Annotated in this window: 22 protein-coding genes; 11 read left to right on the top strand and 11 right to left on the bottom strand. The window is 67.1% G+C overall.

Annotated features, from left to right (window positions below):
- The first annotated feature begins 27 nt into the window (after positions 1-27).
- Positions 28-717 (top strand): Bax inhibitor-1/YccA family protein, encoded by a 690-nt coding sequence (locus METRZ18153_RS0108075; RefSeq protein ID WP_020164250.1) that lies wholly within the window; start codon positions 28-30, stop codon positions 715-717.
- A gap of 84 nt (positions 718-801) precedes the next feature.
- On the opposite strand, the gene rlmD is transcribed toward METRZ18153_RS0108075, so the two are convergent.
- The gene (gene rlmD, locus METRZ18153_RS0108070; protein ID WP_020164249.1) at positions 802-2,124 is read right to left on the bottom strand and encodes a 23S rRNA (uracil(1939)-C(5))-methyltransferase RlmD; all 1,323 of its coding nucleotides are present in this window, start codon (positions 2,122-2,124) and stop codon (positions 802-804) included.
- An 81-nt stretch (positions 2,125-2,205) separates the two neighbouring features.
- Here rlmD and METRZ18153_RS0108065 point away from each other — a divergent pair, with 81 nt between their 5' ends.
- Positions 2,206-3,333 (top strand): cupin domain-containing protein, encoded by a 1,128-nt coding sequence (locus tag METRZ18153_RS0108065; protein WP_020164248.1) that lies wholly within the window; start codon positions 2,206-2,208, stop codon positions 3,331-3,333.
- Positions 3,326-3,814, top strand: a complete 489-nt coding sequence (locus METRZ18153_RS0108060) for a DUF7931 domain-containing protein (RefSeq protein WP_020164247.1) — start codon at positions 3,326-3,328, stop codon at positions 3,812-3,814. Before METRZ18153_RS0108065 ends, METRZ18153_RS0108060 begins: the two co-directional genes overlap by 8 nt.
- Before the next feature lie 513 nt (positions 3,815-4,327).
- Here METRZ18153_RS0108060 and ccmI read toward each other — a convergent pair.
- From ccmI to ccmA, 9 genes are all read right to left on the bottom strand, one after another.
- Positions 4,328-5,173: a c-type cytochrome biogenesis protein CcmI gene (gene ccmI / locus METRZ18153_RS0108055; RefSeq protein WP_029143629.1), complete on the bottom strand. Its 846-nt coding sequence runs from the start codon at positions 5,171-5,173 to the stop codon at positions 4,328-4,330.
- Positions 5,170-5,643, bottom strand: coding sequence for a cytochrome c-type biogenesis protein (locus METRZ18153_RS0108050; RefSeq protein ID WP_029143628.1), 474 nt, complete (start codon positions 5,641-5,643; stop codon positions 5,170-5,172). The genes ccmI and METRZ18153_RS0108050 overlap by 4 nt, the downstream gene beginning before the upstream one ends.
- Before the next feature lies 1 nt (position 5,644).
- Positions 5,645-6,172 carry a DsbE family thiol:disulfide interchange protein gene (locus tag METRZ18153_RS0108045; protein ID WP_020164244.1) on the bottom strand — a complete coding sequence of 176 codons (528 nt, stop codon included), beginning with the start codon at positions 6,170-6,172 and terminating at the stop codon, positions 5,645-5,647.
- Positions 6,169-8,172 (bottom strand): heme lyase CcmF/NrfE family subunit, encoded by a 2,004-nt coding sequence (locus tag METRZ18153_RS0108040; protein WP_020164243.1) that lies wholly within the window; start codon positions 8,170-8,172, stop codon positions 6,169-6,171. Before METRZ18153_RS0108040 ends, METRZ18153_RS0108045 begins: the two co-directional genes overlap by 4 nt.
- Before the next feature lie 63 nt (positions 8,173-8,235).
- Positions 8,236-8,682 (bottom strand): cytochrome c maturation protein CcmE, encoded by a 447-nt coding sequence (gene ccmE / locus METRZ18153_RS0108035; protein ID WP_020164242.1) that lies wholly within the window; start codon positions 8,680-8,682, stop codon positions 8,236-8,238.
- Positions 8,679-8,876: a heme exporter protein CcmD gene (gene ccmD / locus METRZ18153_RS0108030; RefSeq protein ID WP_020164241.1), complete on the bottom strand. Its 198-nt coding sequence runs from the start codon at positions 8,874-8,876 to the stop codon at positions 8,679-8,681. Before ccmD ends, ccmE begins: the two co-directional genes overlap by 4 nt.
- A complete protein-coding gene (gene ccmC, locus METRZ18153_RS0108025) occupies positions 8,873-9,661 on the bottom strand; it encodes a heme ABC transporter permease CcmC (protein ID WP_020164240.1) in 789 nt (262 codons plus the stop codon). The genes ccmD and ccmC overlap by 4 nt, the downstream gene beginning before the upstream one ends.
- Before the next feature lie 116 nt (positions 9,662-9,777).
- Positions 9,778-10,446 carry a heme exporter protein CcmB gene (gene ccmB, locus METRZ18153_RS0108020; RefSeq protein WP_020164239.1) on the bottom strand — a complete coding sequence of 223 codons (669 nt, stop codon included), beginning with the start codon at positions 10,444-10,446 and terminating at the stop codon, positions 9,778-9,780.
- On the bottom strand, positions 10,440-11,090 hold the full coding sequence (gene ccmA / locus METRZ18153_RS0108015) for a cytochrome c biogenesis heme-transporting ATPase CcmA (RefSeq protein WP_020164238.1): 651 nt from the start codon (positions 11,088-11,090) through the stop codon (positions 10,440-10,442). The genes ccmB and ccmA overlap by 7 nt, the downstream gene beginning before the upstream one ends.
- 435 nt (positions 11,091-11,525) lie before the next feature.
- Between ccmA and METRZ18153_RS0108010 the strand changes: the two genes are divergently transcribed.
- The 5 genes from METRZ18153_RS0108010 (at position 11,526) to METRZ18153_RS0107990 (ending at position 17,185) form a co-directional block, all read left to right on the top strand.
- On the top strand, positions 11,526-12,953 hold the full coding sequence (locus tag METRZ18153_RS0108010) for a sensor histidine kinase (RefSeq protein WP_029143627.1): 1,428 nt from the start codon (positions 11,526-11,528) through the stop codon (positions 12,951-12,953).
- Positions 12,950-14,356, top strand: a complete 1,407-nt coding sequence (locus tag METRZ18153_RS0108005) for a sigma-54-dependent transcriptional regulator (RefSeq protein WP_020164236.1) — start codon at positions 12,950-12,952, stop codon at positions 14,354-14,356. Before METRZ18153_RS0108010 ends, METRZ18153_RS0108005 begins: the two co-directional genes overlap by 4 nt.
- A gap of 138 nt (positions 14,357-14,494) precedes the next feature.
- Positions 14,495-15,658, top strand: coding sequence for a sensor histidine kinase (locus METRZ18153_RS0108000; RefSeq protein ID WP_020164235.1), 1,164 nt, complete (start codon positions 14,495-14,497; stop codon positions 15,656-15,658).
- Positions 15,655-16,296 carry a response regulator gene (locus METRZ18153_RS0107995; RefSeq protein WP_020164234.1) on the top strand — a complete coding sequence of 214 codons (642 nt, stop codon included), beginning with the start codon at positions 15,655-15,657 and terminating at the stop codon, positions 16,294-16,296. Before METRZ18153_RS0108000 ends, METRZ18153_RS0107995 begins: the two co-directional genes overlap by 4 nt.
- A gap of 124 nt (positions 16,297-16,420) precedes the next feature.
- On the top strand, positions 16,421-17,185 hold the full coding sequence (locus METRZ18153_RS0107990) for a TIGR01458 family HAD-type hydrolase (RefSeq protein ID WP_020164233.1): 765 nt from the start codon (positions 16,421-16,423) through the stop codon (positions 17,183-17,185).
- A gap of 387 nt (positions 17,186-17,572) precedes the next feature.
- On the opposite strand, the gene METRZ18153_RS0107985 is transcribed toward METRZ18153_RS0107990, so the two are convergent.
- The gene (locus tag METRZ18153_RS0107985; protein WP_020164232.1) at positions 17,573-18,244 is read right to left on the bottom strand and encodes a PEP-CTERM sorting domain-containing protein; all 672 of its coding nucleotides are present in this window, start codon (positions 18,242-18,244) and stop codon (positions 17,573-17,575) included.
- Between the two features lie 232 nt (positions 18,245-18,476).
- On the opposite strand from METRZ18153_RS0107985, the gene METRZ18153_RS0107980 reads away from it, so the two are divergent.
- From METRZ18153_RS0107980 to ntrB, 3 genes are read left to right on the top strand one after another with little or no spacing between them, the layout of a single operon-like run.
- On the top strand, positions 18,477-19,187 hold the full coding sequence (locus METRZ18153_RS0107980; RefSeq protein ID WP_020164231.1) for a DJ-1/PfpI family protein: 711 nt from the start codon (positions 18,477-18,479) through the stop codon (positions 19,185-19,187).
- Between the two features lie 27 nt (positions 19,188-19,214).
- Complete coding sequence (locus METRZ18153_RS0107975) at positions 19,215-20,576, top strand: CmpA/NrtA family ABC transporter substrate-binding protein (protein WP_020164230.1); 1,362 nt, start codon at positions 19,215-19,217, stop codon at positions 20,574-20,576.
- Positions 20,573-21,424, top strand: a complete 852-nt coding sequence (ntrB, locus tag METRZ18153_RS0107970; RefSeq protein ID WP_020164229.1) for a nitrate ABC transporter permease — start codon at positions 20,573-20,575, stop codon at positions 21,422-21,424. Before METRZ18153_RS0107975 ends, ntrB begins: the two co-directional genes overlap by 4 nt.
- Position 21,425: the final 1 nt, after the last annotated feature.

Raw genomic sequence — 21,425 nt, 5'->3', positions numbered from 1 at the left:
ACACTAATCATCCTTCGGGAGACCTTGATGCAACCGCAATTCCAGAGCATGCAGACCACCGGTTCGCTGTCCGCCGGCCAGAACCGCGTGCTGCGCAACACCTACATGATGCTGGCGGTGTCGATGGTGCCGACGCTGCTTGGCGCCCTGGTTGGCATACAGATGCGCTTCAGCTTCTTCTCCGGCAGCCCGCTCATTTCCTTCGTACTCTTCCTCGGCATCGCCTGGGGCTTCATGTGGGCGATCGAGAAGAACAAGAACAGCGGCCTCGGCGTCGCCCTGCTGCTCGGTTTCACCTTCTTCATGGGGCTGATGCTGAGCCGCATCCTGCAGGTGGCGCTGGGCTTCTCCAATGGCGGCTCCATCATCGCGATGGCGGCCGGCGGTACCGCGGTCACCTTCCTGGTGCTGTCGTCGGTCGCCGCGACGACCAAGCGCGACTTCTCGAACATGGGCAGCTTCCTGATGATCGGCATGATCGTCATCCTGCTGGCCATCGTCGCCAACATCTTCCTGCAGATGCCGGGCCTGCACCTGGCGATCTCCGCCGCCATCGTGCTGATCTCGGCCGCCTGGATGCTGTACGACATCCAGCGCATCGTGCGCGGCGGTGAGACCAACTACGTGTCGGCGTCGCTGTCGGTGTATCTGAACCTGTACAACATGTTCGTCAGCCTGCTGAACCTGCTGATGGCGCTGACCGGCCAGCGCGAGTAAGCGCAGCACGTTCCGGCAGCAAGGCCCCGCGGGCGCGAGCCCTGCGGGGCCTTTTTGTTTGCGGCGTGCCAGGCGGCGGCGGAGTCAGGCGCGTTCGATCAGCGCGATCGACTCGACGTGCGAGGTCTGCGGAAACATGTTGGCGATGCCAGCGCCGCGCAGGCGGTAACCCTTCTGCACGATGAGCACTTCGAGGTCGCGCGCCAGCGTGGCCGGGTTGCACGACACGTAGACGATGCGCGACGGCGCGGCCTCGTCGGCCGAGTGCGGCAGCGACTTCACCAGTTCCATCGCGCCCTCGCGCGGCGGATCGATCAGCATCTTGTCGAAGCGGCCGAGCGCGGCGTAGGACTCCGGCGTGATTTCGAACAGATTGGCGACCGCGAAGCTCGACCGCTCGGCCAGCCCGTTGGCCGCGGCGTTGCACGCTGCGCGCTTGACCAGCGCATCGGCACCTTCGATGCCGACCACGTCGGCGCCCAGCGAGGCGATCGGCAGCGAGAAATTGCCGAGACCACAGAACATGTCGGCGATGCGCTCGCCCTTTTGCGGCGCCAGCAGCGACATCGCACGCCGCAGCAACGAGCGGTTGATGCCGTGGTTCACTTGCGTGAATTCGGTCGGCGCGAACGCCAGCTTCACGCCGAAATCCGGCAGCGAGTAGGCCAGTTCGGGCATCGGAATCGGCCAGAACGGCAGCACCGTGTCCGGGCCGCCCGGCTGCACGTAGATGTGCAGCCGGTGCGCGTCGGCAAAGGCGCGCAGTGCAGCCTCGTCGTCGGCGGTCATCTTCTCGAGGATGCGGAACACCAGCACCGTCATCTGTTCCTCGCGCTCGCCGCCGATGGCGATCTCGATCTGTGGCAGGCGGTCGCGCAGCGAGAAACCATCGATCAGCGCACGCAATGGCAGCAGCAGGGCCGACACGTGCGGCGGCAGCACCTCACAGGAATCCATGTCGGCCACGTAGCTGGATTTCTTCTCGCGGAAGCCCACCAGCACGCCGCCCTTGCGTGGCACGTAGCGCACCGACAGCCGCGCGCGGTAACGATAGCCCCAGCCCGGCCCGACCAGCGGCGCGAACACGGTTTCGGGCTTCACCCGGCCGACGTGCCACAGCGCGTCCTCGAGCACACGCTGCTTGGCGGACGCCTGCGCGGCGACATCGAGATGCTGCATGCTGCAGCCGCCGCAATTGCCGAAATGACGGCAGCGCGGCGTCACGCGCTGCGCACTCGGTTTCACGATGCGGCTGATCTGCGCAAGTTCGTAGGACGCCTTCTTGCGGTAGGGAGAGAAATCGATGGTTTCGCCCGGCAAGGCGCCATCGACGAAGATGACCTTGCCTTCGTAATGGGTGACGCCGCGACCTTCGTGGTCCAGCGATTCGATGCGGGCGACGGGCATGACGTGTCCTGCGAGAGCGAAAGGGCGCGATTTTACCTGCTGCGTGCGCCGCGGCCGCGCCATCGCGGATAATCCGCACCCATGGACAAGACACTGCTCGGCGGGCTGAGCCCGCGTACCTTCCTGCGCGACTACTGGCAGAAGAAACCGCTGCTCATCCGCGGCGCCATTCCCGGCTTCAACGGCCTGCTGCCGCGCGAACAATTGCTCGATCTCGCGCGCGACGAAGACGTCGAATCGCGTTTCATCGCGCACGACGGCCGCAACTGGGAAATGGAGCGCGGCCCGCTGCCGGCCTCGCTGATCCGACGCCCGAGAACAAAGCCGTGGACCGTGCTGGTGCAGGGCCTGAACATGCTGCTGCCGGAAGCCGACGCACTGATGCGCCGTTTCAGCTTCGTGCCCTATGCCCGGCTGGACGACGTGATGGTGAGTTACGCCACCGACGGCGGCGGCGTCGGTCCGCACTTCGATTCCTACGACGTCTTCCTGCTGCAGGGCACCGGCCGCCGCCGCTGGCAAATCAGCGAACAGACCGACCTGACGCTGATCGAGGACGCACCGCTGCGCATCCTGAAGAACTTCGTGCCGGAACACGAATGGGTGCTGGAACCGGGCGACATGCTCTACCTGCCGCCCAAGTGCGCGCACAACGGCATTGCCGAGGGCGAATGCACCACCTACTCGATCGGCTTCCGCACGCCGTCGATGCAGGAACTGGCGACCGGCTTCCTCGACTACCTGCGCGACGAGATCTGCATGCCCGGCATGTATGCCGACCCCGACCTCGCACTGCAGGCCGATCCGGCCCAGCTGCCGGCGGCGATGATAGACAGGGTCGAGGCGGTGCTGAACACCATCAAATGGTCGCGCAAGGACGTCGAGGCCTTCCTTGGCGGCTATCTGAGCGAACCGAAGCCGCACGTGTTCTTTGATCCGCCGGACGACCCGCTGTCACCGAAGCGTTTTGCGCAGCAGGTGTCGAAGCACGGCGTGCGACTGGACGGCCGGACGCTGCTGCTGCGCAGTGGCCGCCAGTTCTGGATCAACGGCGAACCGGTGGAACTGCCGGCGGGCAGCACCGACACCCTGCGCGAGCTGGCGAGCGCCCGCAGCGTCGCCCGAATCGCCGACCACGAAGGCACGCTTGACCTGCTCTACGACTGGTATTGCGACGGCTTCCTGCACACCGGAGCCGCCATTGACTGAGGCAACGGGTGTCTTCCGTTTCGACGATCGCGCCGGCTATCAGGCGGCGATCGGCGCATTGATCGCGCAAATCGATCGATCGCTCGACATCTTTGACACCGATCTGCGCGCCACCGCACTCGATTCGCGCCTCGCGGTCGACGCCCTGACCCGGGCATTGGCACAGTCGCCGCGCGCCGCGGTGCGCATCGTGCTGCACGACGCCGGACCGCTGCAGCACCACATGCCTCGCCTGTGGGCGCTGTGCGCCGCACAATCGCACCGTCTGCACATCCGTCAGTTGCCGCGTACGCTGCGGCATCTGAGCGAAACCTTCATGCTGAACGGCTCGGCTGACGCGGTGATCCGGACTCATCATGCGCACTGGCGCGGCAAGCACGTGCGCGCCGATGCTGCCGAGATCGCCGGCTACAGCGGTCGATTCGCCGAGATCTGGGACAGTTGTTCATGTTGCATAAGCACAACAAAGCTTGGCTTGTAAAACCTTGTTTCCAGCGCTGCAACTTGATCCGTGACGCTCGTGCTACTATTTTGGGCTGATCGAGGTCGCTAGCTCGATCGGGTGTTGTACCGAATTCACGTTGTAGCCAACAGCCAAGGAAATCAAAATGCAAAAGTCCCTCCTCCTCGCCGCCATCCTCGCCGCTGCCCTGGCCGCTTGCTCGAAGCCGGAAGAAGCTCCGGCTCCGGCCGCCGAACCCGCTCCGGCTGCTGCCCCGGCCGCTCCGGCTGACGCTGCCCCGGCTGCTCCGGCTGATGCTGCTCCGGCCGCTCCGGCTGACGCTGCCCCGGCTGCTCCGGCTGACGCTGCTCCGGCCGCTCCGGCTGACGCTGCTGCTCCGGCTGCCCCGGCTGAAGAGAAGAAGTAATCCTTCTTCCGCGAGCATGAAAAAAGCCGGCGCAAGCCGGCTTTTTTCTTTTGTGCTTCCCTGATCGCAAGACCTTTCCGCATCGCCGCAGCGTTCGCCCGCCGCGGCAAGCGCTACCCGCGCACCTACTTCGCCGCAGAGCCCGCTGCAGCCTCTCCCATGCTTTCCTTGATGGGCTGGATCAACGGCGAATCCGCCGGCAGCAGTTTCAGCAGACGCTCCCAATGCACACGCGCGGCGGCAGCGTCACCCCGCTGCATCGCTGCACTACCGGCCAGTGCCAGCGCCTTCACGTTGTCCGGGTCCAGTTCGAGCGCCCTCTTCAGCATCTGCTCGGGTTCGCCGGCCAGATTGCGTCCCTGCTTCATGGCGACCGCGTCGGCGTAATCGGTCCACACCTGGGCGTCGCCGTCGACGATCTTCACCAGTCTGGAATAGGCGTCGGCAGCTTCGTCGAAGCGCCCCATCGCAAAGTACGAACGCGCCAGCATCGACCAGCCCTCGGCGTTGTCCGGCTCCGCCTTCATCCGCTCGGCAAGTCGCGCGACCATGGCCTGTATCTGTTCTGGCGTCACCTCGCCCTCGGCCTGCGGCGGACTGCTGCGCGGTGCATCGATGGCCTGCGGGTGACCGAGCGCCAGATACACCGGAACAGCGATCACCGGCACCATCAGCGCTGACACGACGGCCACCCAGCGGCCGCTGCCCTTCGCTGGGGCCGACGGCGCAACGCCGGCCTCGTCGAGCACCCGGCGCTCCAGTTCGGCGCAGGAAATGCGGTATTGCGCGTCATCGATCAGGCCGGCCGCCAGATCACGGTCCAGTTCCGCCAGCGCATCGCGGTGGATGGCGAGCGTCAGCGCGCGTTGCGCGTCCGCCGGTTGAGTGCTGCGGCCGCGCAGCAGCGGCAGGACGACAAAAGCCAGCGCGACGGCAAGCATCGCCGCCGCGCCCATCATGAATGTGGTCAAACCTTGTTCTCCTCGCCGGCGAGCAGCGCGCGGGCGCGCTCGTGTTCATCGGCGCTCAGTGTGTTGGCGACGGCCGCACGTTCGGCGCGACTGCGCAGGCGGCGCAGCAGCAACACGATGACGATCAGCAGCAGCGCGAAGGGGCCGGCCCACAGCAGCACGGTGGTGGCCTTCAGCGGCGGGCGGTAGAGCACGAAATCGCCGTAGCGCTCGACCATGAAGTCCTTGATCTCGCCGTCGCTGCGGCCGGCGGCGATCTGCTCGCGCAACTGCTTCTTCAGATCCATCGCCAGATCCGCGTGCGAGTCGGCGATGTTCTGGTTCTGACAGACCAGGCAGCGCAGTTCCTCGCCCAGCTTCTGAACCCGCGCCTCGACCGCCGGGTCGTCGGCCAGCGGTTTTGCCTCTTCGGCGTGCAGCACGGAAAACGGCAGCATCAATGCTGCCAGCAACACCATCAAACGTCGCATGTCAGGATGCCTCGAGCTGCTTGACGCGCGGCAGGATGTCGTCGCGCAGCAGTTGCGGCGTCAGCGGGCCGGTGTGCTTGTAGCGAATGACGCCGGTCTTGTCGACGATGAAGGTTTCCGGCGTGCCATAGACGCCGAAATCGATGGCCACACGGCCGTCGCGGTCGTGCGCAGACAGCAGGTAGGGGTCGCCGTGCTCGGCCAGCCACTTCATGCCGGCGTCGCGCTCGTCCTTGTAGTGCAGGCCGACCATCGGCACCAGCCCGGTCTTCGCCAGCTCGACCAGCAGCGGATGCTCCTGGCGACAGGACACGCACCACGACGCCCACACGTTCACCAGCCACACCTTGCCCTTCATGTCGGCCGGCGAGAAGGTCTTGTCGGGCGCCGCCAGCTGGGGGATGGAGAAGGCTGGCACAGCCTTGCCGATCAGCGGACTCGGCACCTCGCGCGGGTTAAGGTAGAGGCCGGCGAACAGGAAACCCGCCAGCACCAGGAAAAGGCCCAGCGGCCACAGATAGCGTTTCATGCGTGCTGCTCCCGGACCGGCGGCGCCACACCGTCGCGCGCGCCCTGTTTCGCGTCGCGCTGGGCGAGCTTGCGGTAACGGCGATCGGCGGCGGCGATGACGCCGCCCAGTGCCATGATGAGGGCACCCACCCAGATCCAGTTCACGAAGGGCTTGTAGAAGATGCGGACGATCCAGGCGTTGCCGTCGGGCAGCGGCTCGCCCATCGACACATAGACGTCGCGGGTGAAACCGGAATCGATGGCCGCCTCGGTCATCGGCATCTGCGATACGCGGTACATGCGCTTCTCCGGGTGCATCATCGCCACCGGCCTGCCGTCGCGCGTCACTTCGATGCGGCCGCGGGCGGCGTCGTAGTTCGGACCCGAGTGCTCGAATGCGCCGTGGAACTTGAAGGTGTAGCCGGCCAGCGTCGCCGTCTGGCCGGGCGCCATCTTGAGGTCGGCGTTCTGTTCGAAGCCCTTGACCAGCGTGATGCCGACGATGCTCACGGCCACGCCCAGATGGGCCAGCCACATGCCCCACCAGCCACCGGGCAGCGCGCGGGCGCGAGCCATCCAGCTGCCGTCGCCGTTGCGGCCGCGCAGACGTTCGACCAGATGCTGCACGCTGGTGGCAGCGATCCACACGACGGTGAAGGCGCCCAGGCCCAGCATAGGCGTGTAGTGCCCGGTCGCCACCATCATCACCAGCGTGGCGGCGACGCTGACCGCGAACGCCCAGCGCAGGCGCAGCACCAGCCCCGGCGCTTCGTCCTTCTTCCAGCGCACGAAGGGCCCGATGGCCATCAGGAACAGCACCGGCGTCATCAGCGGCACGAAGACGGCATCGAAGTAAGGCGCGCCGACCGAAATCTTGCCCATGCCCAGCGCGTCGAGGAAAAGCGGGTACAGCGTGCCGAGCAGCACCGCCGACGTCGCGACCGCCAGCAGCACGTTGTTGGCGAGCAGCGAGGTTTCGCGCGACAGCAGCGCGAAGCCGCCGCCGAGCCCGACCGACGGCGCGCGGATCGCGAACAGCAGCAGCGAGCCGCCGATCACGAACACCAGCAGCGCCAGAATGAACACGCCGCGTTCCGGATCGGTGGCGAAGGCGTGCACCGAGGTCAGCACGCCCGAACGCACGAGGAAGGTGCCGAGCAGCGACAGCGAGAAGGCGGCGATGGCCAGCAGCACGGTCCAGCTCTTGAACGCGCCACGCTTCTCGGTCACCGCCAGCGAATGTATGAGCGCGGTGCCGACCAGCCAGGGCATGAAGGATGCGTTCTCGACCGGGTCCCAGAACCACCAGCCGCCCCAGCCCAGTTCGTAGTAGGCCCAGTAGCTGCCGAGCGCGATGCCCAGCGTCAGGAACATCCAGGCCACCGTGGTCCACGGGCGCGACCAGCGCGCCCAGGCGGCGTCGAGCCGGCCACCGATCAGCGCCGCAATGGCGAAGGCGAAAGCGACCGAGAAGCCAACGTAGCCCATGTAGAGCATGGGCGGGTGGAAGATCATGCCTGGGTCCTGCAGCAGCGGATTCAGGTCGCGGCCATCGGCAGCGGCCGGCAGCAGGCGGTCGAAGGGATTGGAACTGGCCAGCATGAAGGCGAGGAAACCCACGCCGACCCAGCCCAGCACGGCCAGCACGCGTGCCACCATGTCCGGCGGCAGGCGGCGCGAAAACACGCTGACGGCCAGCGCCCACAGCGCCAGCATGAAGGTCCACAGCAGCAGCGAACCTTCGTGACTGCCCCAGGCGGCCGCGACACGGTATTCGAGCGGCAGCGTCGAATTCGAATTGGTGGCGACGTTCAGCACCGAGAAGTCGTTCAGCACGAAGGACTGGATCTGACAGAACAGGGCGAAGGCGACGAACACGAACACGCCCTGCGTCAGCGGTCGCGCGACCGCCATCAGCCGCGCGTCGCCGCGCTGCGCGCCGACCAGCGGAACCACGCCCAGCAGCACCGACAGCGCCAGCGCGATCGACAGCGAAAAATTGCCCAGTTCGGGAAACATGATGGCTCCTGCCCGTGAAACGTGGTGCTCCGGCCCGAGGCGCCGGAGCAGAGTGAATGCGGCTTACTGAACGACCGTGCTCTGCGCCTTCTTCGCCTGTTCCAGCGCGTGCGCGGCTTCAGGCGGCATGTAGTTCTCGTCGTGCTTGGCCAGCACCTCGCTGGCGGCGAACACGCCGTCCTCGCCGAGCTTGCCCTGGGCGACCACGCCCTTGCCTTCCTTGAACAGGTCCGGCAGCGCGCCCTTGTAGGTGACGGTAATGGTGTTGGCGGTATCGGTGACGACGAAGCGGACCGAGGTGCCGTCGGCACCGCGCTCCAGACTGCCATCCTGCACCATGCCGCCGATGCGGAAGGTGCGGCCCTGCGGCGCTTCCTTCGCGGCGACCTGGGTCGGGCTGAAGAAGAACACCATGTTGTCGCTGAAGGTGTTCAGCACCAGCGTGACCGCGCCGACCAGCAGCGCGACGCCGGCGGCGACCAGCGCGAAACGTTTGTGGCGGGGTTTCATGCGCGGCCCCGCTTGTCGGCGTCGATGCGCTCCAGCGCAACATCGCGCCGGGCCTGTGCGCGGGCCTTCTTCATGCGGCGCGACAGCGCGAACAGCTCGGCTGCAATGACCGCGGCGGTCACGCCGTAGGAACCCCAGACGAAGAAGCCGTAGCCGCCCATCGCCCAGAAATGGCTGGCGCTTTCCCAGTTCATGTCTTGCTGTCTCCGTTGCTGGCGAGCTGGCGCACCCAGTCGGTGTTCCGCTCGCGTTCGATCATGATGGCGCGCACGCGCACCAATGCCGCGCCTATCGTGTAGGCCCAGGCGGCCAGCGCCATCACCAGCATGCCGGTCAGCATGGTGGTGGCCATGGTCGGTGCCGCCGTCAGGCTTACAGACGCGCCCTGATGCAGCGTGTTCCACCACTTCACCGAAAAATAGATGATGGGCACGTTCACCGCGCCGACGATGGCGATCAGAGCACCGGCGCGATCGGCCCGGCGCGGGTCGTCGATGGCTGCCTGCAGGGCCATGTAGCCGCAGTAGAGGAAGAACAGGATCAGTTCGGACGTGAGCCGCGCGTCCCACACCCAGTAGGTACCCCAGGTCGGCTTGCCCCACAGCGCGCCGGTCCACAGCGCGACGAAGGCCCACATCGCGCCGGTTGGCGCGAGTGCGGTCGACATCATGAAGGACAGACGCGTGTTGAACACCAGCCCGACCGCACACCAGAAGGCCATCGCCAGATAGACCACCATGGACATCCAGGCCGCCGGCACGTGGATGAAGATGATGCGGTAGCTGTCGCCCTGCGTCGCGTCGGTCGGCGCGACGAAGAAGCCGATGTAGAGGCCGGCCAGCGTCAGCACGATGGCGGCAATCCAGCTCGGCCACAGCAGCTTGCCGGCGAGCGGGAAGAAGGTCTGCGGGCTGGCGTAGTGGAAGAAGCTGAAGCCGGACGACGGCGCGCGCGCGGCGGAAGACTGTGATTGGGACATCAACGAAGCGGCTAGCCCAGGTTCTGATTACTCGGTGTGCGCAGATACAACGCGCGTGTCTCGGCGGGGGCCGACGGCAAAACCGCAAGTTTAACCGAGTGCGGTTTGGCCCCCTATCAATCTTGGGCGATGCGCAACGCCGCCGCGCTCGCCAGCGGTGCCACCGCCAGTGCCACCAGCAGGCAGGCACCGAGCAAGGCCAGGTGCGGCGCGATGCCCAGGCCGGCGCGCCAGGCGTCGATCGCCCCCGCACCGAAGATGAGCACCGGCACGTACAGCGGCAGCACCAGCAGCGCGATCAGCGCGCCACCGCCGCGCAGGCCCAGCGTCAGCGACGCGCCGACGGCGCCGAGCAAAGACAGCGTCGGCGTGCCGATCAGCAGCGTCGCGCAGACGATGAGCGTCTCGTCCGGCGTCAGGCTGAACTGCAGCGCGATCAGCGGCGCGATCAGCACCAGCGGCAATCCGGTCAGCAACCAGTAGGCGCACACCTTGGCCAGCACGATCACTGCCAGCGGCTCCACGGACAGCAGCATCTGCTCAAGGGTTCCGTCCGCCTCATCCGCTTCGAACAGCCGGCTGACCGACAGCAGCGTGGCAAGCAGCGCCGCCACCCACATGACGCCGGCCGCGATCTGCGCCAGCTGGTCCGGTTCCGGCCCGACGCCGAGCGGAAACAGGCTGGTCACCAGCAGGAAGAAGCCGAGCGCGGTCAGCACGTCGGAACGGCGGCGCCAGGCCAGCAGCAGGTCGCGACGCAGCACGGCGGCGAACACGCTCAGCATGAGTAGTCGTCCAGATTGAGCAGCGCGCGGCGCGGCACGTCGATATCCACCGGCTGGTGCGTGGTGTAGATGACGGCGCCGCCGCGACGGATGTGCGCGGCCATCGCCTCGGCCAGCTGCGCCACCGCGCGCACGTCAAGTGCAGTGAAAGGCTCGTCCAGTATCCACAGCCGGGCGCGAGTGCCGCACAGCAGACGGGCCAGCGCGACGCGACGGCGCTGCCCCTGCGACAGGCTGCGCGCCGGCACGTCGAGGCGGGCGCCGAGGCCGATGTCGACCAGCGCGCGCAGCGCCGTCTCCTCTTCCATGGCCTCACCGGCGATGGCCGCGCTGGCACGCAGGTTCTCCAGCGGCGTGAAATCGTCCTTCACCGCGTTGCGGTGACCGAGATAGAGCAGGCCGGCGCGCCAGTCGTCCTTCACCTTGCGCGCCGGCTGGCCGCACCAGCGCAGCTCGCCGGATTCGGCTTCCGACAGCCCGCACAGGATGCGCAGCAGACTGGTCTTTCCGCTGCCGTTGGCGCCAGCCACGTGCAGCAACTCACCCTCGCCCACCGCCAGATCCAGCCCGGCGAACAGGCGTGCCGAGCCGCGCGTGCAGGCCAGTGCGTGCGTAGAAATCAGCGGAACAGCGGGATCGGCCATGCGCGGGAGGCGGGGTGCGGGGCGGTGAAAGGCGGCGAATTATCGCCGAATCCGCCAGGCGGCGTGCGGCGCAAAGAAAAACGGCTCGCGATTGCTCGCGAGCCGCCAAAAGAACCGGTGCTGTCCGCTAGGTCGACCGGCCTCCCCATTGCAAGCCTCGCCACAGCAACGACCCGAGGAGCCTTCAAAATCGTCGCTGCGAGACTGGCACGGATTTCCTAGCAGGCGCTGTGCCACCTCTAGCGAAAAACGCAAAGCATTGATTTATTTATGCTTTATAGCCCAACCCTCGTATGGACCGCGGACGATCGTTGCAACTTGCAGCGCGCGCCCGTGCGCCCGTATGAACGCCCGGCGAAAGTCCGCATGAAACAGGCGCTTGCGCGCATGTGGTCGCTGTTGAAATTCGCAACGCGACGTTGCAGCATGCAATTCATGAAACTGCTGCCCCGTTCCCTGCACGGCAAGATCCTGCTCGGCTACATCGTGCTCGGCGCGCTGTTCGTGCTGCTGGTGTTCGCCGCGCTGGAACAGGTGCGCCTGCTGCTGTCGCGCGTTGACGACGAACACCACGTCACGCGCATGCACGACGTGGTGCGCGAAGCGCGGCGGCTGGAAAAGAACTACCTGCTGTTCCGCAAGCCGTCCGAACTCAAGTCGGCGGTCGGCAAGGCGGAAGAGGCGCTCACGCTGATCGCACGCGACCGCGCGCTGATGCAGCGCGCTGCGCCCGGTTTCTCGCTGGAGGACCTGGAACAGTCGCTGCACGACTGGCGCGACCTGCTCGACGACAGGCTGCAGCGCCGCATCCGCCCGACCGATCCGATCTCACCGCTTGAAGAGCGCATGACCGAGGTCGGCAAGCAGGCGTTCGAAGAAAGCGAGCGCCTGTCCGACCAGGCGCGCGAGGCGATGCGGCGCGCGCTGTCCGGCCAGGAATCGCAGCTGTACACGATCATGATCGCCGCCGTCGCGCTGGTGCTGGTGATAGGCCAGCTGGTGACGCGGCGCGTCGTGGCACCGCTGCGCGAGGTCGAAAGCGATCTGGCGCGCATCGGCACCGGCAATCTCGCACGCCTGACGCCGCGCGACCGCGACGACGAGATCGCCGCGCTGGTCGCCGCCTTCAACCGCGCGCTCGGCGACCTCGAGGAGCGCCAGCTCGCGGTACTGCGCACGGCACGGCTGGCCTCGCTCGGCACCATGCTGTCCGGCGTCGCGCACGAGCTGAACAATCCGCTTTCCAACATTTCGCTGAACGCGCAGCTGCTGCTGGAAGAGCGCGACGTGTGCGACCCGGCGCAGATCAATGGCTTCGTCGAGCAGATCGACGACCAGGTGCAACGCGCGCAACGCATCGTGCGCACCCTGCTCGACTTCGCGCGCGACAGCCGCTTCGCGCTGGTGCGCCAGCCGCTGCGGCCGCTGGTCGAGGAAACCGTCGCACTGCTGCGCGCCGAGCGGCCCGACGCCGCCGACGCCGTGACGCTGCAGATCGCGCCCGAGCTGCACATCCACGCTGACGGCCAGCGCATTCAGCAGGCGCTGCTGAACCTGATCCGCAACGCGCTCGAAGCCTGCGTCGAGGCAGGCATTGCGCCGCACATCACGGTGCGCGGCAGCGCGCGTGACGGCGGCACCGAAATTTCGGTGTGCGACAACGGCCCCGGCATCGAACCACGCAACCTGCCGCGCGTGTTCGACCCCTTCTTCACCACGAAACCGGTCGGCAAGGGCTCGGGGCTCGGGCTTTTCGTGGTGCATGAAATCGCCGCCGAACACGGCGGCAAGGCAGGCATACACAACGAACCGGACGGCGGGACCTGCGTCACGCTCTGGATACCGGCGGAGGAGAAAGCATGAGTACTGCACATGTCCTGCTGGTCGACGACGAAGCGGTCGCGCGCGAGGGTCTGGCCACCGCGCTGCGCCGCGACGGTCTCGACGTCACCACCGCCGACAACGGCGACGCCGCGCTGGCGCTGCTGCGCCAGAACGATTACGAGGTGCTGCTGACCGACGTCAAGATGCCCGGCATGGACGGGCTGGAACTGCTGCGTCGCGCGCGAGAGGCCTGGCCCGCGATGGAGGTGCTGGTGGTGACCGGCTTCGCCACCACCGAATCGGCGGTCGAGGCGATGCGCACCGGCGCCTTCTATTACGTATCCAAGCCCTTCCGCCTCGGCGAAGTGCGCAAGCTGGTGCGCGAAGCGGCCGACAAGGCGCAGTTGCGCGCCGAGAACCAGCGCCTGCGCCAGCTGGTCGAGCACGCCGCCGACGAACGCATCATCACGCGCGACGAAGGCATGCGCGCCATCCTCGACATCGCGCGCGGCGTGGCGCCCACTGACTGCAACGTGCTCATCGTCGGCGAAACCGGCACCGGCAAGGAACTGCTGGCCCGCCACGTGCATGCGCACAGCCGCCGTGCCAGCGGGCCCTTCGTCGCGATCAACTGCGGCGCGCTGAACGAGGAACTGCTGGCCAACGAACTGTTCGGTCATGAAAAGGGGGCCTACACCGGCGCCCAGCAGTCGCGCGGCGGTCTGGTCGAGGCGGCTCAGGGCGGGACACTGTTTCTCGACGAAGTGACGGAGATGTCGGCGGCGATGCAGGTGAAGCTGCTGCGCCTGCTGCAGGAGCGCGAATACCTGCGCGTCGGCGGTACCGAACCCGTGCGCGCCGACGTCCGCTTCCTCGCAGCCACCAACCGCGAACCGCGCGCCGCGGTCGAGGCTGGCCAGTTCCGGCAGGACATCTACTTCCGCCTCAACGTCGTGACGCTGCAGTTGCCGCCGCTGCGCGACCGGCGCGACGACATTCCGCTGCTGGCCCAGCAGTTCGTGCGCCGCGCAGCACAGGCCATGGGCAAGAAAGTCACCGCCATCGCGCCGCCGGCAATGCAGAAGCTGTGCGCCTACGATTACCCGGGCAATGTGCGCGAGCTGGAGAACATCATCGAGCGCGGCGTCGCGCTGGCCGGCGGCACGATGCTGGCCGAAGAAGATCTGCCGCCCGGCCTCGGCACCCCGGCCGGCCACGCCGCCGGTCGCGGCGGCAACGAGGTGCGCACACTGGAGGCGGTCGAGCGCAACCACATCCTCGACGTATTGGCCGGTGTCGGCGGCAACCGCGCGCTGGCCGCCCGCCTGCTCGGCATCGACCGCGTGTCGCTGTGGCGCAAGCTGCGCCGCTATGAAGAACAGGGCCTGATCGAAGCGGACGAGGCCGACGGCGCACTGCGCGTGCGCGACGTACCGGCCTGAGCGCACCACAACGGGGCACACGCTCGGCAACAGCCGGCCGCGCTCCGCGCAAACCCGCGCCACGCGGTGCTGTCCGCGCGGCGAACCGCGTGGCACGCTTGATGCAAGGCTGCGGCACCCCTGTGCCGACGCAACGACGTGTTCGCCAACCTCCACCACCTGTCGCACCACGCCGCCTGGCGCCACCAGCTCGAAATGCTGCTCGAGTCCGCTGGCGAAGGCATCTATGGCGTGGACCAGAACGGCCGCTGCATCTTCATCAACCGCGCCGGCGCCGAGCTGATCGGCTTCGAGCCGGACGAGGTCCTCGGCCGCAACATGCACTACCTGATCCACCACGCGCATTCCGACGGTCGCAACTACGACGTCCATGAGTGCCCGATCTTCCGCGCCTTCCAGGAAGGCCAGGGCGTGCGCATCGAATCCGAGGTGCTGTGGCGACGCGACGGCAGCGCCTTCCCGGCCGAATACACCAGCTACCCGATACGCGACGCCGGCCAGATCGTCGGTGCCGTCGTCACCTTCGCCGACATCACCGAACGCAAGCGCGCCGAGGCGGTGCTGCGTGCCAACCAGGTTGAACTGGAGCGCCGCGTGTCCGAGCGCACCGCCGCACTGCAGGACGCCAACGCGCGACTGCAGCAGTCGCACAGCGCATTGCAACGGCTGTCCGCCCACCTGCAGCAGGTGCGCGAAGACGAGCGCACGCACATCGCGCGCGAGGTACACGACGAACTGGGCGCCTCGCTGACCGCGCTGCAGTTCGACCTGAACTGGCTGCGCCCGCGCCTCGCGCACGACGATGCGCTGGAGAACAAGCTCGACGACATGATGTCGGTCACCCAGCAGGCGCTGGGCGCGGTGCGGCGGATACTGACCGACCTGCGCCCCGGCGTTCTCGACCACCTCGGCCTGTGGGCCGCGATCGAATGGCAGTTGCAGGAAATGCAGTCGCGCCGCGGCCTGCGCTGCACGTTGACGCTGAACGACGCTGAGCCCGAACGACGCCTCGGCCGCAGCGCCGAAATCGCCGTCTATCGCATCGTTCAGGAAGTGCTCACCAACGTCGCCCGGCACGCCGAGGCGAGCGAGGTGAATGTCGAGGTGACCGGCCAGGCCAGCGCGATCGAACTGTGCATCCGCGACAACGGCCGCGGCATGCAAGTGCCGGCGCAACCGACCTCCTTCGGCCTGCTCGGCATGTACGAACGCGCCCGCGCACTCGGCGGCGAACTGCGCATCGACAGCACGCCGGGCGCCGGCACCACCGTGCACCTGCGGGTACCGGAGTCGACGCGATGAAGCCGGTGCGCGTGATCATCGTCGACGACCACCTGATGCTGCGCCGGGGCATCGCGCAGATCCTCGGCGAGAACCCGGCCATCTCCGTGGTCGGCGAAGCGGCAGGCGGGCCCGATCTGATGCGCCTGCTGCGCGACGACGGCGCCGACGTCGTGCTGCTCGACATCGCACTGAACGACCGCGACGGCTTCGACGTGCTGAAGCAGTTGCGCGCCGAGTTTCCGAAGGTCGCCGTGCTGATGCTGTCGACCTACCCGGAATCGCAGTTCGGCGTGCGCGCACTGAAGAGTGGCGCCGCCGGCTACCTGAACAAGGGCTGCTCGCCGGACCAGCTGTTCGACGCCATCGCCCGCGTCGCCGCCGGCCATCTGTTCGTCACCCCGGAACTGGCCGAACGCCTCGCCTTCGGCGTGCGCGCCGACACGCCCGCCAGCCCGCTCGACAGCCTGTCGAACCGCGAGATGCAGGTGCTGAAGCTGCTCGCCAGTGGTCAGACGGTCGGTGATATCGCACGGGAACTGTCGCTGTCGGCGAATACCATCAGCACATATCGCGCGCGACTGTTCGAAAAACTCGACATCAAGAACCCGGTCGAACTGGTGAGCTTCGCCGCGCGGCATCAGCTGGTGGCGCTGTAGGAGCGGTCTTCTGACCGCGACCACAGCGAAGGTCAAGGAGTCGGCGCGCGATCACAGGCTCTGTCGCGGTCAGAAGACCGCTCCTACGAGGCTCTGCGCGCCGCATCGAACGAAGGAGAACGCCATGTCTCTGCCCGCAAACCCGAGAGCCCTGCTGATCGATCTGGCCGGCGTGCTGCACGTTGGCGACCAGCTGATTCCCGGTTCCATCGAGGCGCTTGCGCGACTGCGCGCCGCCGGCTTCAGGCTCGTGTTCCTGACCAACACCACGCGCACGCCGCGGCACACGCTGGTGGCGAAGATGCAGGCCCTGGGCCTGGACGTGCGCGACCAGGAACTGCTGACGGCGCCGGGCGCCACGATGAATCTCGTGCGCTGCCGAGGCCTGCATCCGCACTGGATCGTGCATCCGGACCTGCGCGACGAAGTCGGGCCCGATGCCGCCGAACCGGACGCCGTCGTGCTCGGCGACGCCGGCCACTGCTTCGACTACGCCCAGCTCAACACCGCCTTCCGACTGATCATGCGCGGCCTGCCCTTCATCGCAATGGCGCGCAACCGCCACTTCAAGGAAGAGGACGGCCTGTCGCTCGACATGGGCGCCTTTGTCGCCGGGCTGGAATACAGCACCGGCGTTCAGGCCGAAATCGCCGGCAAGCCCGCCGCCCCGTTCTTCCAGGCCGCGCTCGACACCGCCGGCGTGCGCGCCGACGAGGCCATCATGATCGGCGACGACCTGCGCGACGACATCGGCGGCGCGCAGGCGGCCGGCATCGCTGGCGTACTGGTGCGCACCGGCAAGTACTCGGCCGCGGATGAGCACAACCCGGACATCCGCCCCGCGGCCATCGAAGACGACTTCGCGCGTTTCGCTGCCCGTCTGCTGTAAGCGCGGCAGGTATTGATTCCGCCCGCCGTCGGGGTCAGAAGACCCCTCCCACACAACCCCGGCCCCGGATCGGGCATGCCCCCTGTGGGAGCGGCCTTGGCCGCGACGCGGCCGCTGAAGACCGCCGGCTACAATTCAGGCAGCAGTCGCGAGCAAGCTCGCTTCCACAGGCTTCGGCACAGGACTGCGCCCAGCCCGCCACCACTGTCGGGGTCAGAAGACCCCTCCCATACAACCCCGGGACTGGCCTTGGCCCCGGATTCGGCACGATCCCTGTGGGAGCGGCCTTGGCCGCGACGCGGCTGTCACATGCCGCCCACCTCGATACAGTTCGCCGTCGGCGTCCGAAGGCCCCTCACAGGGATATCTCGCGGAACCGCCGTCAGGTCAGTCCGCCTTCCGCCGGCGACGCAGCGCGCCGATCGCGCCGAGACCGGCAGCGAGCATGGCCCAGGTGCCGGGCTCGGGTACCGCGGTGACGGTCAGCGAAACGTTGTCGATGCCGGTGTTGTAGCTGTCCGGACCGAAGCGCAGCACCAGGCCGTTGACGCTCGACACGCCGGGCATGAATGACAGACGCGTGGTGCCGGCGTCGAAGGCGCCCGAGCTCCACAGGGTCTGGCCGGTGAGCAGATCGAGCACGAGGGCTGACGAGCCGTCGTTGCGGTTCAGGTAATCGCCGAAATCCATCGAATTCAGCGTGACCGCGTAACCGGCGCCGGGCGTGAAGACGAACTCGGCGCTGTGGGTGTCCGGATTGCTGCCGCCCCAGGCCACGCCTTCGAGGTCGGAGTACGCCGTCGACCAGTAGAACAGGCTGCTGTTGACGGTGGTGCCGGTCGCGGTCACGAAGGCACGATGCGACACGTCGAGCAGCCCGGCGACGTCGCCGTAGCCCTGGCCGATGCCGGCGCCGTTCGTGCAGGCCGCATTGGTGGCGTCGCCGCAGATGTTGCCGGAGAAATCGAGCAGCACGTCGGTCGCGGCAGCAGGCGCGGACGCCAGCAGCGCGGTCAGGCCCAGCGTGGCGAGAACGGTCGGAATACGGTGAAAGCCCATCAAACACTCCTGTTGGATCGATACGGCGGCGACCCAAGCAAGATTCGGCCCTCGCATGCCAAAGGTTTGAGCACAAAGCGTTTTCATCAACGACCACCGGCCGGGTGTAAAGCATCACGACAGTCGACCCGCAAGCGCGCAGGTGTCCGGCCGGTCGTGTAGTGCCCGCACTACACGACAATCACATCCGTAGTGATACCGGCCCCCTGCCCCGCTCCCTAGCATTCGTCCCATGAACGCACGGGAGATCTACACGGTGGGATCGCAGCGCAAGCGCGGCTTCAGGCTCGGCATCTACGTCTTCAAGGACGCCGAGATCGTCGACTTCACGGCGCCGCACGGGGTGTTTTCGGTGGCGCGGCGTTTCGACCCGGAGCTGGAGGTGTTCCTGATCGCCGACGCGCAGCGGCCGGTGCAGGCGCAGGCCGGCTTTACCGTGCTGCCCAACTACAGCTTTGCCGACCGCCCGGCGATGGATGCCTTTCTCATTCCCGGCGGCGCCGGCACGCGGCAGGAAACCTGGAACGGCCGGCTGCACGAATTCATCGACGCACTACCCGCGAGCTGCCTGCTCACCAGCGTGTGCACCGGCTCGTGGATCTACGGCCGCATGGGCCTGCTCGACGGCATACCGGCCACGAATCGCAAGGAACCGGACCGCGTCGAGGCCTCGCACCTGGGCAAGCTGCCGATCGATCGCCTCGCCGAAATCGCACCCGCCTGCCGCATCTCGCACGCCCGCGTCGTAGATGCCGGTCGCATTGTCACCGCTGGCGGCATCGCCTCCGGCATGGAACTGGGTTTCCACCTGCTGCGCCGTGCCGGCTACGACGAAGGCTTCATTCGCGAGGTCGCACGCTGCATGGAATACAGCGCCGCCTACGACACCTACGCGCACGACATCGAGTACGCACCAAACCCGGTCCCCTGCTTCGCCCACTGAAGTTTCCAGAACAAGGAGAGTCCCGCAATGAGCACCTTCCGCAACCCCTTCGACCCCAACGTGAAACTGAATGGCTGCTCCTGCGGCCGCCATCACAGCCAGGCTGAACACGACCAGGCCGAAGCGCTGTCCGAAGAGGCGATGCTGGACCGCGTGGTCGAAGGCGCGGTGATGCGCGCGCTGTTCCCGCACGACGAAACGCGGCGCAACTTCATCCGCGCGGTCGGCGCCAGCACCGCGATGGCGGCGATCTCGACCTTCCTGCCGCTGGGCACCGTGAAGGACGCCTTCGCCTCGCCCGGCCCGCTGGAAAAGACCAAGCTCAAGGTGGGCTTCATCCCCATCACCTGCGCCACGCCCATCATCATGGCGCACCCGCTGGGCTACTACTCGAAGCAGGGCCTCGACGTCGAAGTGGTGAAGACCGCCGGCTGGGCGGTCATCCGCGACAAGTCGCTGGCCAAGGAATACGACGCCGCCCACATGCTTTCGCCGATGCCGCTGGCCATCTCGGTCGGTGCCGGCTCCAATCCCATCCCCTGGACCATGCCGGCGGTCGAGAACATCAACGGCCAGGCGATCACGCTGTCGGTGAAGCACAAGGACAAGCGCGACCCGAAAACCTGGAAGGGCTTCAAGTTCGCGGTGCCCTTCGACTACTCGATGCACAACTACCTGCTGCGCTACTACCTCGCGGAGCACGGCATCGACCCCGATACCGACGTGCAGATCCGCTCGGTGCCGCCGCCGGAAATGGTGGCCAACCTGCGCGCCGGCAACATCGACGGCTTCCTCGCGCCGGACCCGGTGAACCAGCGTGCGGTGTATGACGGCGTGGGCTTCATCCACACGCTGACCAAGGACATCTGGGAAGGCCACCCCTGCTGCGCCTTCGCCGCGAGCAAGGAGTTCGTCACGACGATGCCGAACACCTACAAGGCCCTGCTGCGCGCCATCATCACGGCCACTGCGACCGCCAGCAACCCGGCCAACCGCAAGCAGATCGCCGAGGCGATCGCACCGGCCAACTACCTGAACCAGCCGGTCACAGTGGTCGAACAGGTGCTCACCGGCACCTACGCCGACGGTCTCGGCGGCGTGCAGAAGGTGCCGGGCCGCATCGGCTTCGAGCCCTTCCCGTGGGAGTCCTTCGCCGTGTGGATCCTGACCCAGATGAAGCGCTGGGGCCAGATCAAGGGCGACATCGACTACCAGAAGATCGCCAAGGAGGTGTTCCTCGCCACCGACGCCGCAGCGCTGATGAAGGAAGTCGGCCTGCCGGTGCCGAGCACGACGACCAAGAAGTTCTCGGTCATGAAGAAGGAATTCGACCCGGCCAAGCCGGAGGAATACCTCAACAGCTTCAAGATCCGGAAGGTGACGGCATGACGAGGAAACCCTGGCTGGCGCCGCTGCTGTCGGCGCTGTTCTTCGCGCTCTTCGTCGGCGCCTGGTATCTGGCGACCACGGCCTCGTCGGGCGGCGGCGGCGCCGCGCCGGCGATGGACCCGGAGTACGCCGCGCTGATGGGTGCCCAGGCGCAGGCCGGCGGCCAGTCGGCCATGCCCGGCCCGGGCGAGGTGGCGGCCAAGATCTGGGAACACGTCAGCGACCCCTTCTACGACCGCGGCACCAATGACAAGGGGCTGGGCATACAGATCGCCTACTCGATCGCCCGCGTGCTCGCCGGCTATCTGCTGGCGGCACTGGTGGCGATCCCGCTGGGTTTCGTGATCGGCATGTCGCCGCTGGTGTACAAGGCGCTCGACCCCTTCATCCAGATCCTGAAGCCGATCTCGCCGCTGGCCTGGATGCCGCTCGCGCTCTACACGATCAAGGACTCGGGCATTTCCGCCATCTTCGTCATCTTCATCTGCTCGCTGTGGCCGATGCTGGTGAACACCGCCTTCGGCGTGGCATCGGTGCGGCGCGAATGGCTGAACGTGGCGCGGACGCTCGAAGTGAGTCCGCTGCGCAAGGCCTTCCTGGTCATCCTGCCGGCCGCCGCGCCGACCATCCTGACCGGCATGCGCATTTCCATCGGCATCGCCTGGCTGGTCATCGTTGCCGCCGAAATGCTGGTGGGCGGCACCGGCATCGGCTACTTCGTCTGGAACGAGTGGAACAACCTCTCGATCACCAACATCATCACCGCCATCCTGCTGATCGGCCTGGTGGGCATGCTGCTCGATCACCTGCTGGCCTGGGTGGCGCGCGCCATCTCATGGAGGGAATGAA

The organism is Methyloversatilis discipulorum, from assembly GCF_000385375.1.
In the GTDB taxonomy this organism is placed as follows: domain Bacteria; phylum Pseudomonadota; class Gammaproteobacteria; order Burkholderiales; family Rhodocyclaceae; genus Methyloversatilis; species Methyloversatilis discipulorum_A.
This window is presented reverse-complemented; position numbering and strand designations above follow the sequence as displayed.

Excerpts from the sequence above, each read along its gene's own strand:
- METRZ18153_RS0108010 (WP_029143627.1), top strand. The coding sequence starts at position 11,526 with ATGAAACTGCTGCCCCGTTCCCTGCACGGCAAGATCCTGCTCGGCTAC.
- ntrB (WP_020164229.1), top strand. The coding sequence starts at position 20,573 with ATGACGAGGAAACCCTGGCTGGCGCCGCTGCTGTCGGCGCTGTTCTTC.
- METRZ18153_RS0108050 (WP_029143628.1), bottom strand. The coding sequence starts at position 5,643 with ATGCGACGTTTGATGGTGTTGCTGGCAGCATTGATGCTGCCGTTTTCC.
- ccmE (WP_020164242.1), bottom strand. The coding sequence starts at position 8,682 with ATGAAACCCCGCCACAAACGTTTCGCGCTGGTCGCCGCCGGCGTCGCG.
- METRZ18153_RS0107995 (WP_020164234.1), top strand. The coding sequence starts at position 15,655 with ATGAAGCCGGTGCGCGTGATCATCGTCGACGACCACCTGATGCTGCGC.
- METRZ18153_RS0107990 (WP_020164233.1), top strand. The coding sequence starts at position 16,421 with ATGTCTCTGCCCGCAAACCCGAGAGCCCTGCTGATCGATCTGGCCGGC.
- METRZ18153_RS0108075 (WP_020164250.1), top strand. The coding sequence starts at position 28 with ATGCAACCGCAATTCCAGAGCATGCAGACCACCGGTTCGCTGTCCGCC.
- METRZ18153_RS0108045 (WP_020164244.1), bottom strand. The coding sequence starts at position 6,172 with ATGAAACGCTATCTGTGGCCGCTGGGCCTTTTCCTGGTGCTGGCGGGT.
- ccmD (WP_020164241.1), bottom strand. The coding sequence starts at position 8,876 with ATGAACTGGGAAAGCGCCAGCCATTTCTGGGCGATGGGCGGCTACGGC.
- ccmA (WP_020164238.1), bottom strand. The coding sequence starts at position 11,090 with ATGGCCGATCCCGCTGTTCCGCTGATTTCTACGCACGCACTGGCCTGC.
- METRZ18153_RS0108065 (WP_020164248.1), top strand. The coding sequence starts at position 2,206 with ATGGACAAGACACTGCTCGGCGGGCTGAGCCCGCGTACCTTCCTGCGC.
- ccmC (WP_020164240.1), bottom strand. The coding sequence starts at position 9,661 with ATGTCCCAATCACAGTCTTCCGCCGCGCGCGCGCCGTCGTCCGGCTTC.
- METRZ18153_RS0108040 (WP_020164243.1), bottom strand. The coding sequence starts at position 8,172 with ATGTTTCCCGAACTGGGCAATTTTTCGCTGTCGATCGCGCTGGCGCTG.
- ccmB (WP_020164239.1), bottom strand. The coding sequence starts at position 10,446 with ATGCTGAGCGTGTTCGCCGCCGTGCTGCGTCGCGACCTGCTGCTGGCC.
- METRZ18153_RS0107975 (WP_020164230.1), top strand. The coding sequence starts at position 19,215 with ATGAGCACCTTCCGCAACCCCTTCGACCCCAACGTGAAACTGAATGGC.
- METRZ18153_RS0107980 (WP_020164231.1), top strand. The coding sequence starts at position 18,477 with ATGAACGCACGGGAGATCTACACGGTGGGATCGCAGCGCAAGCGCGGC.
- METRZ18153_RS0108005 (WP_020164236.1), top strand. The coding sequence starts at position 12,950 with ATGAGTACTGCACATGTCCTGCTGGTCGACGACGAAGCGGTCGCGCGC.
- METRZ18153_RS0107985 (WP_020164232.1), bottom strand. The coding sequence starts at position 18,244 with ATGGGCTTTCACCGTATTCCGACCGTTCTCGCCACGCTGGGCCTGACC.
- rlmD (WP_020164249.1), bottom strand. The coding sequence starts at position 2,124 with ATGCCCGTCGCCCGCATCGAATCGCTGGACCACGAAGGTCGCGGCGTC.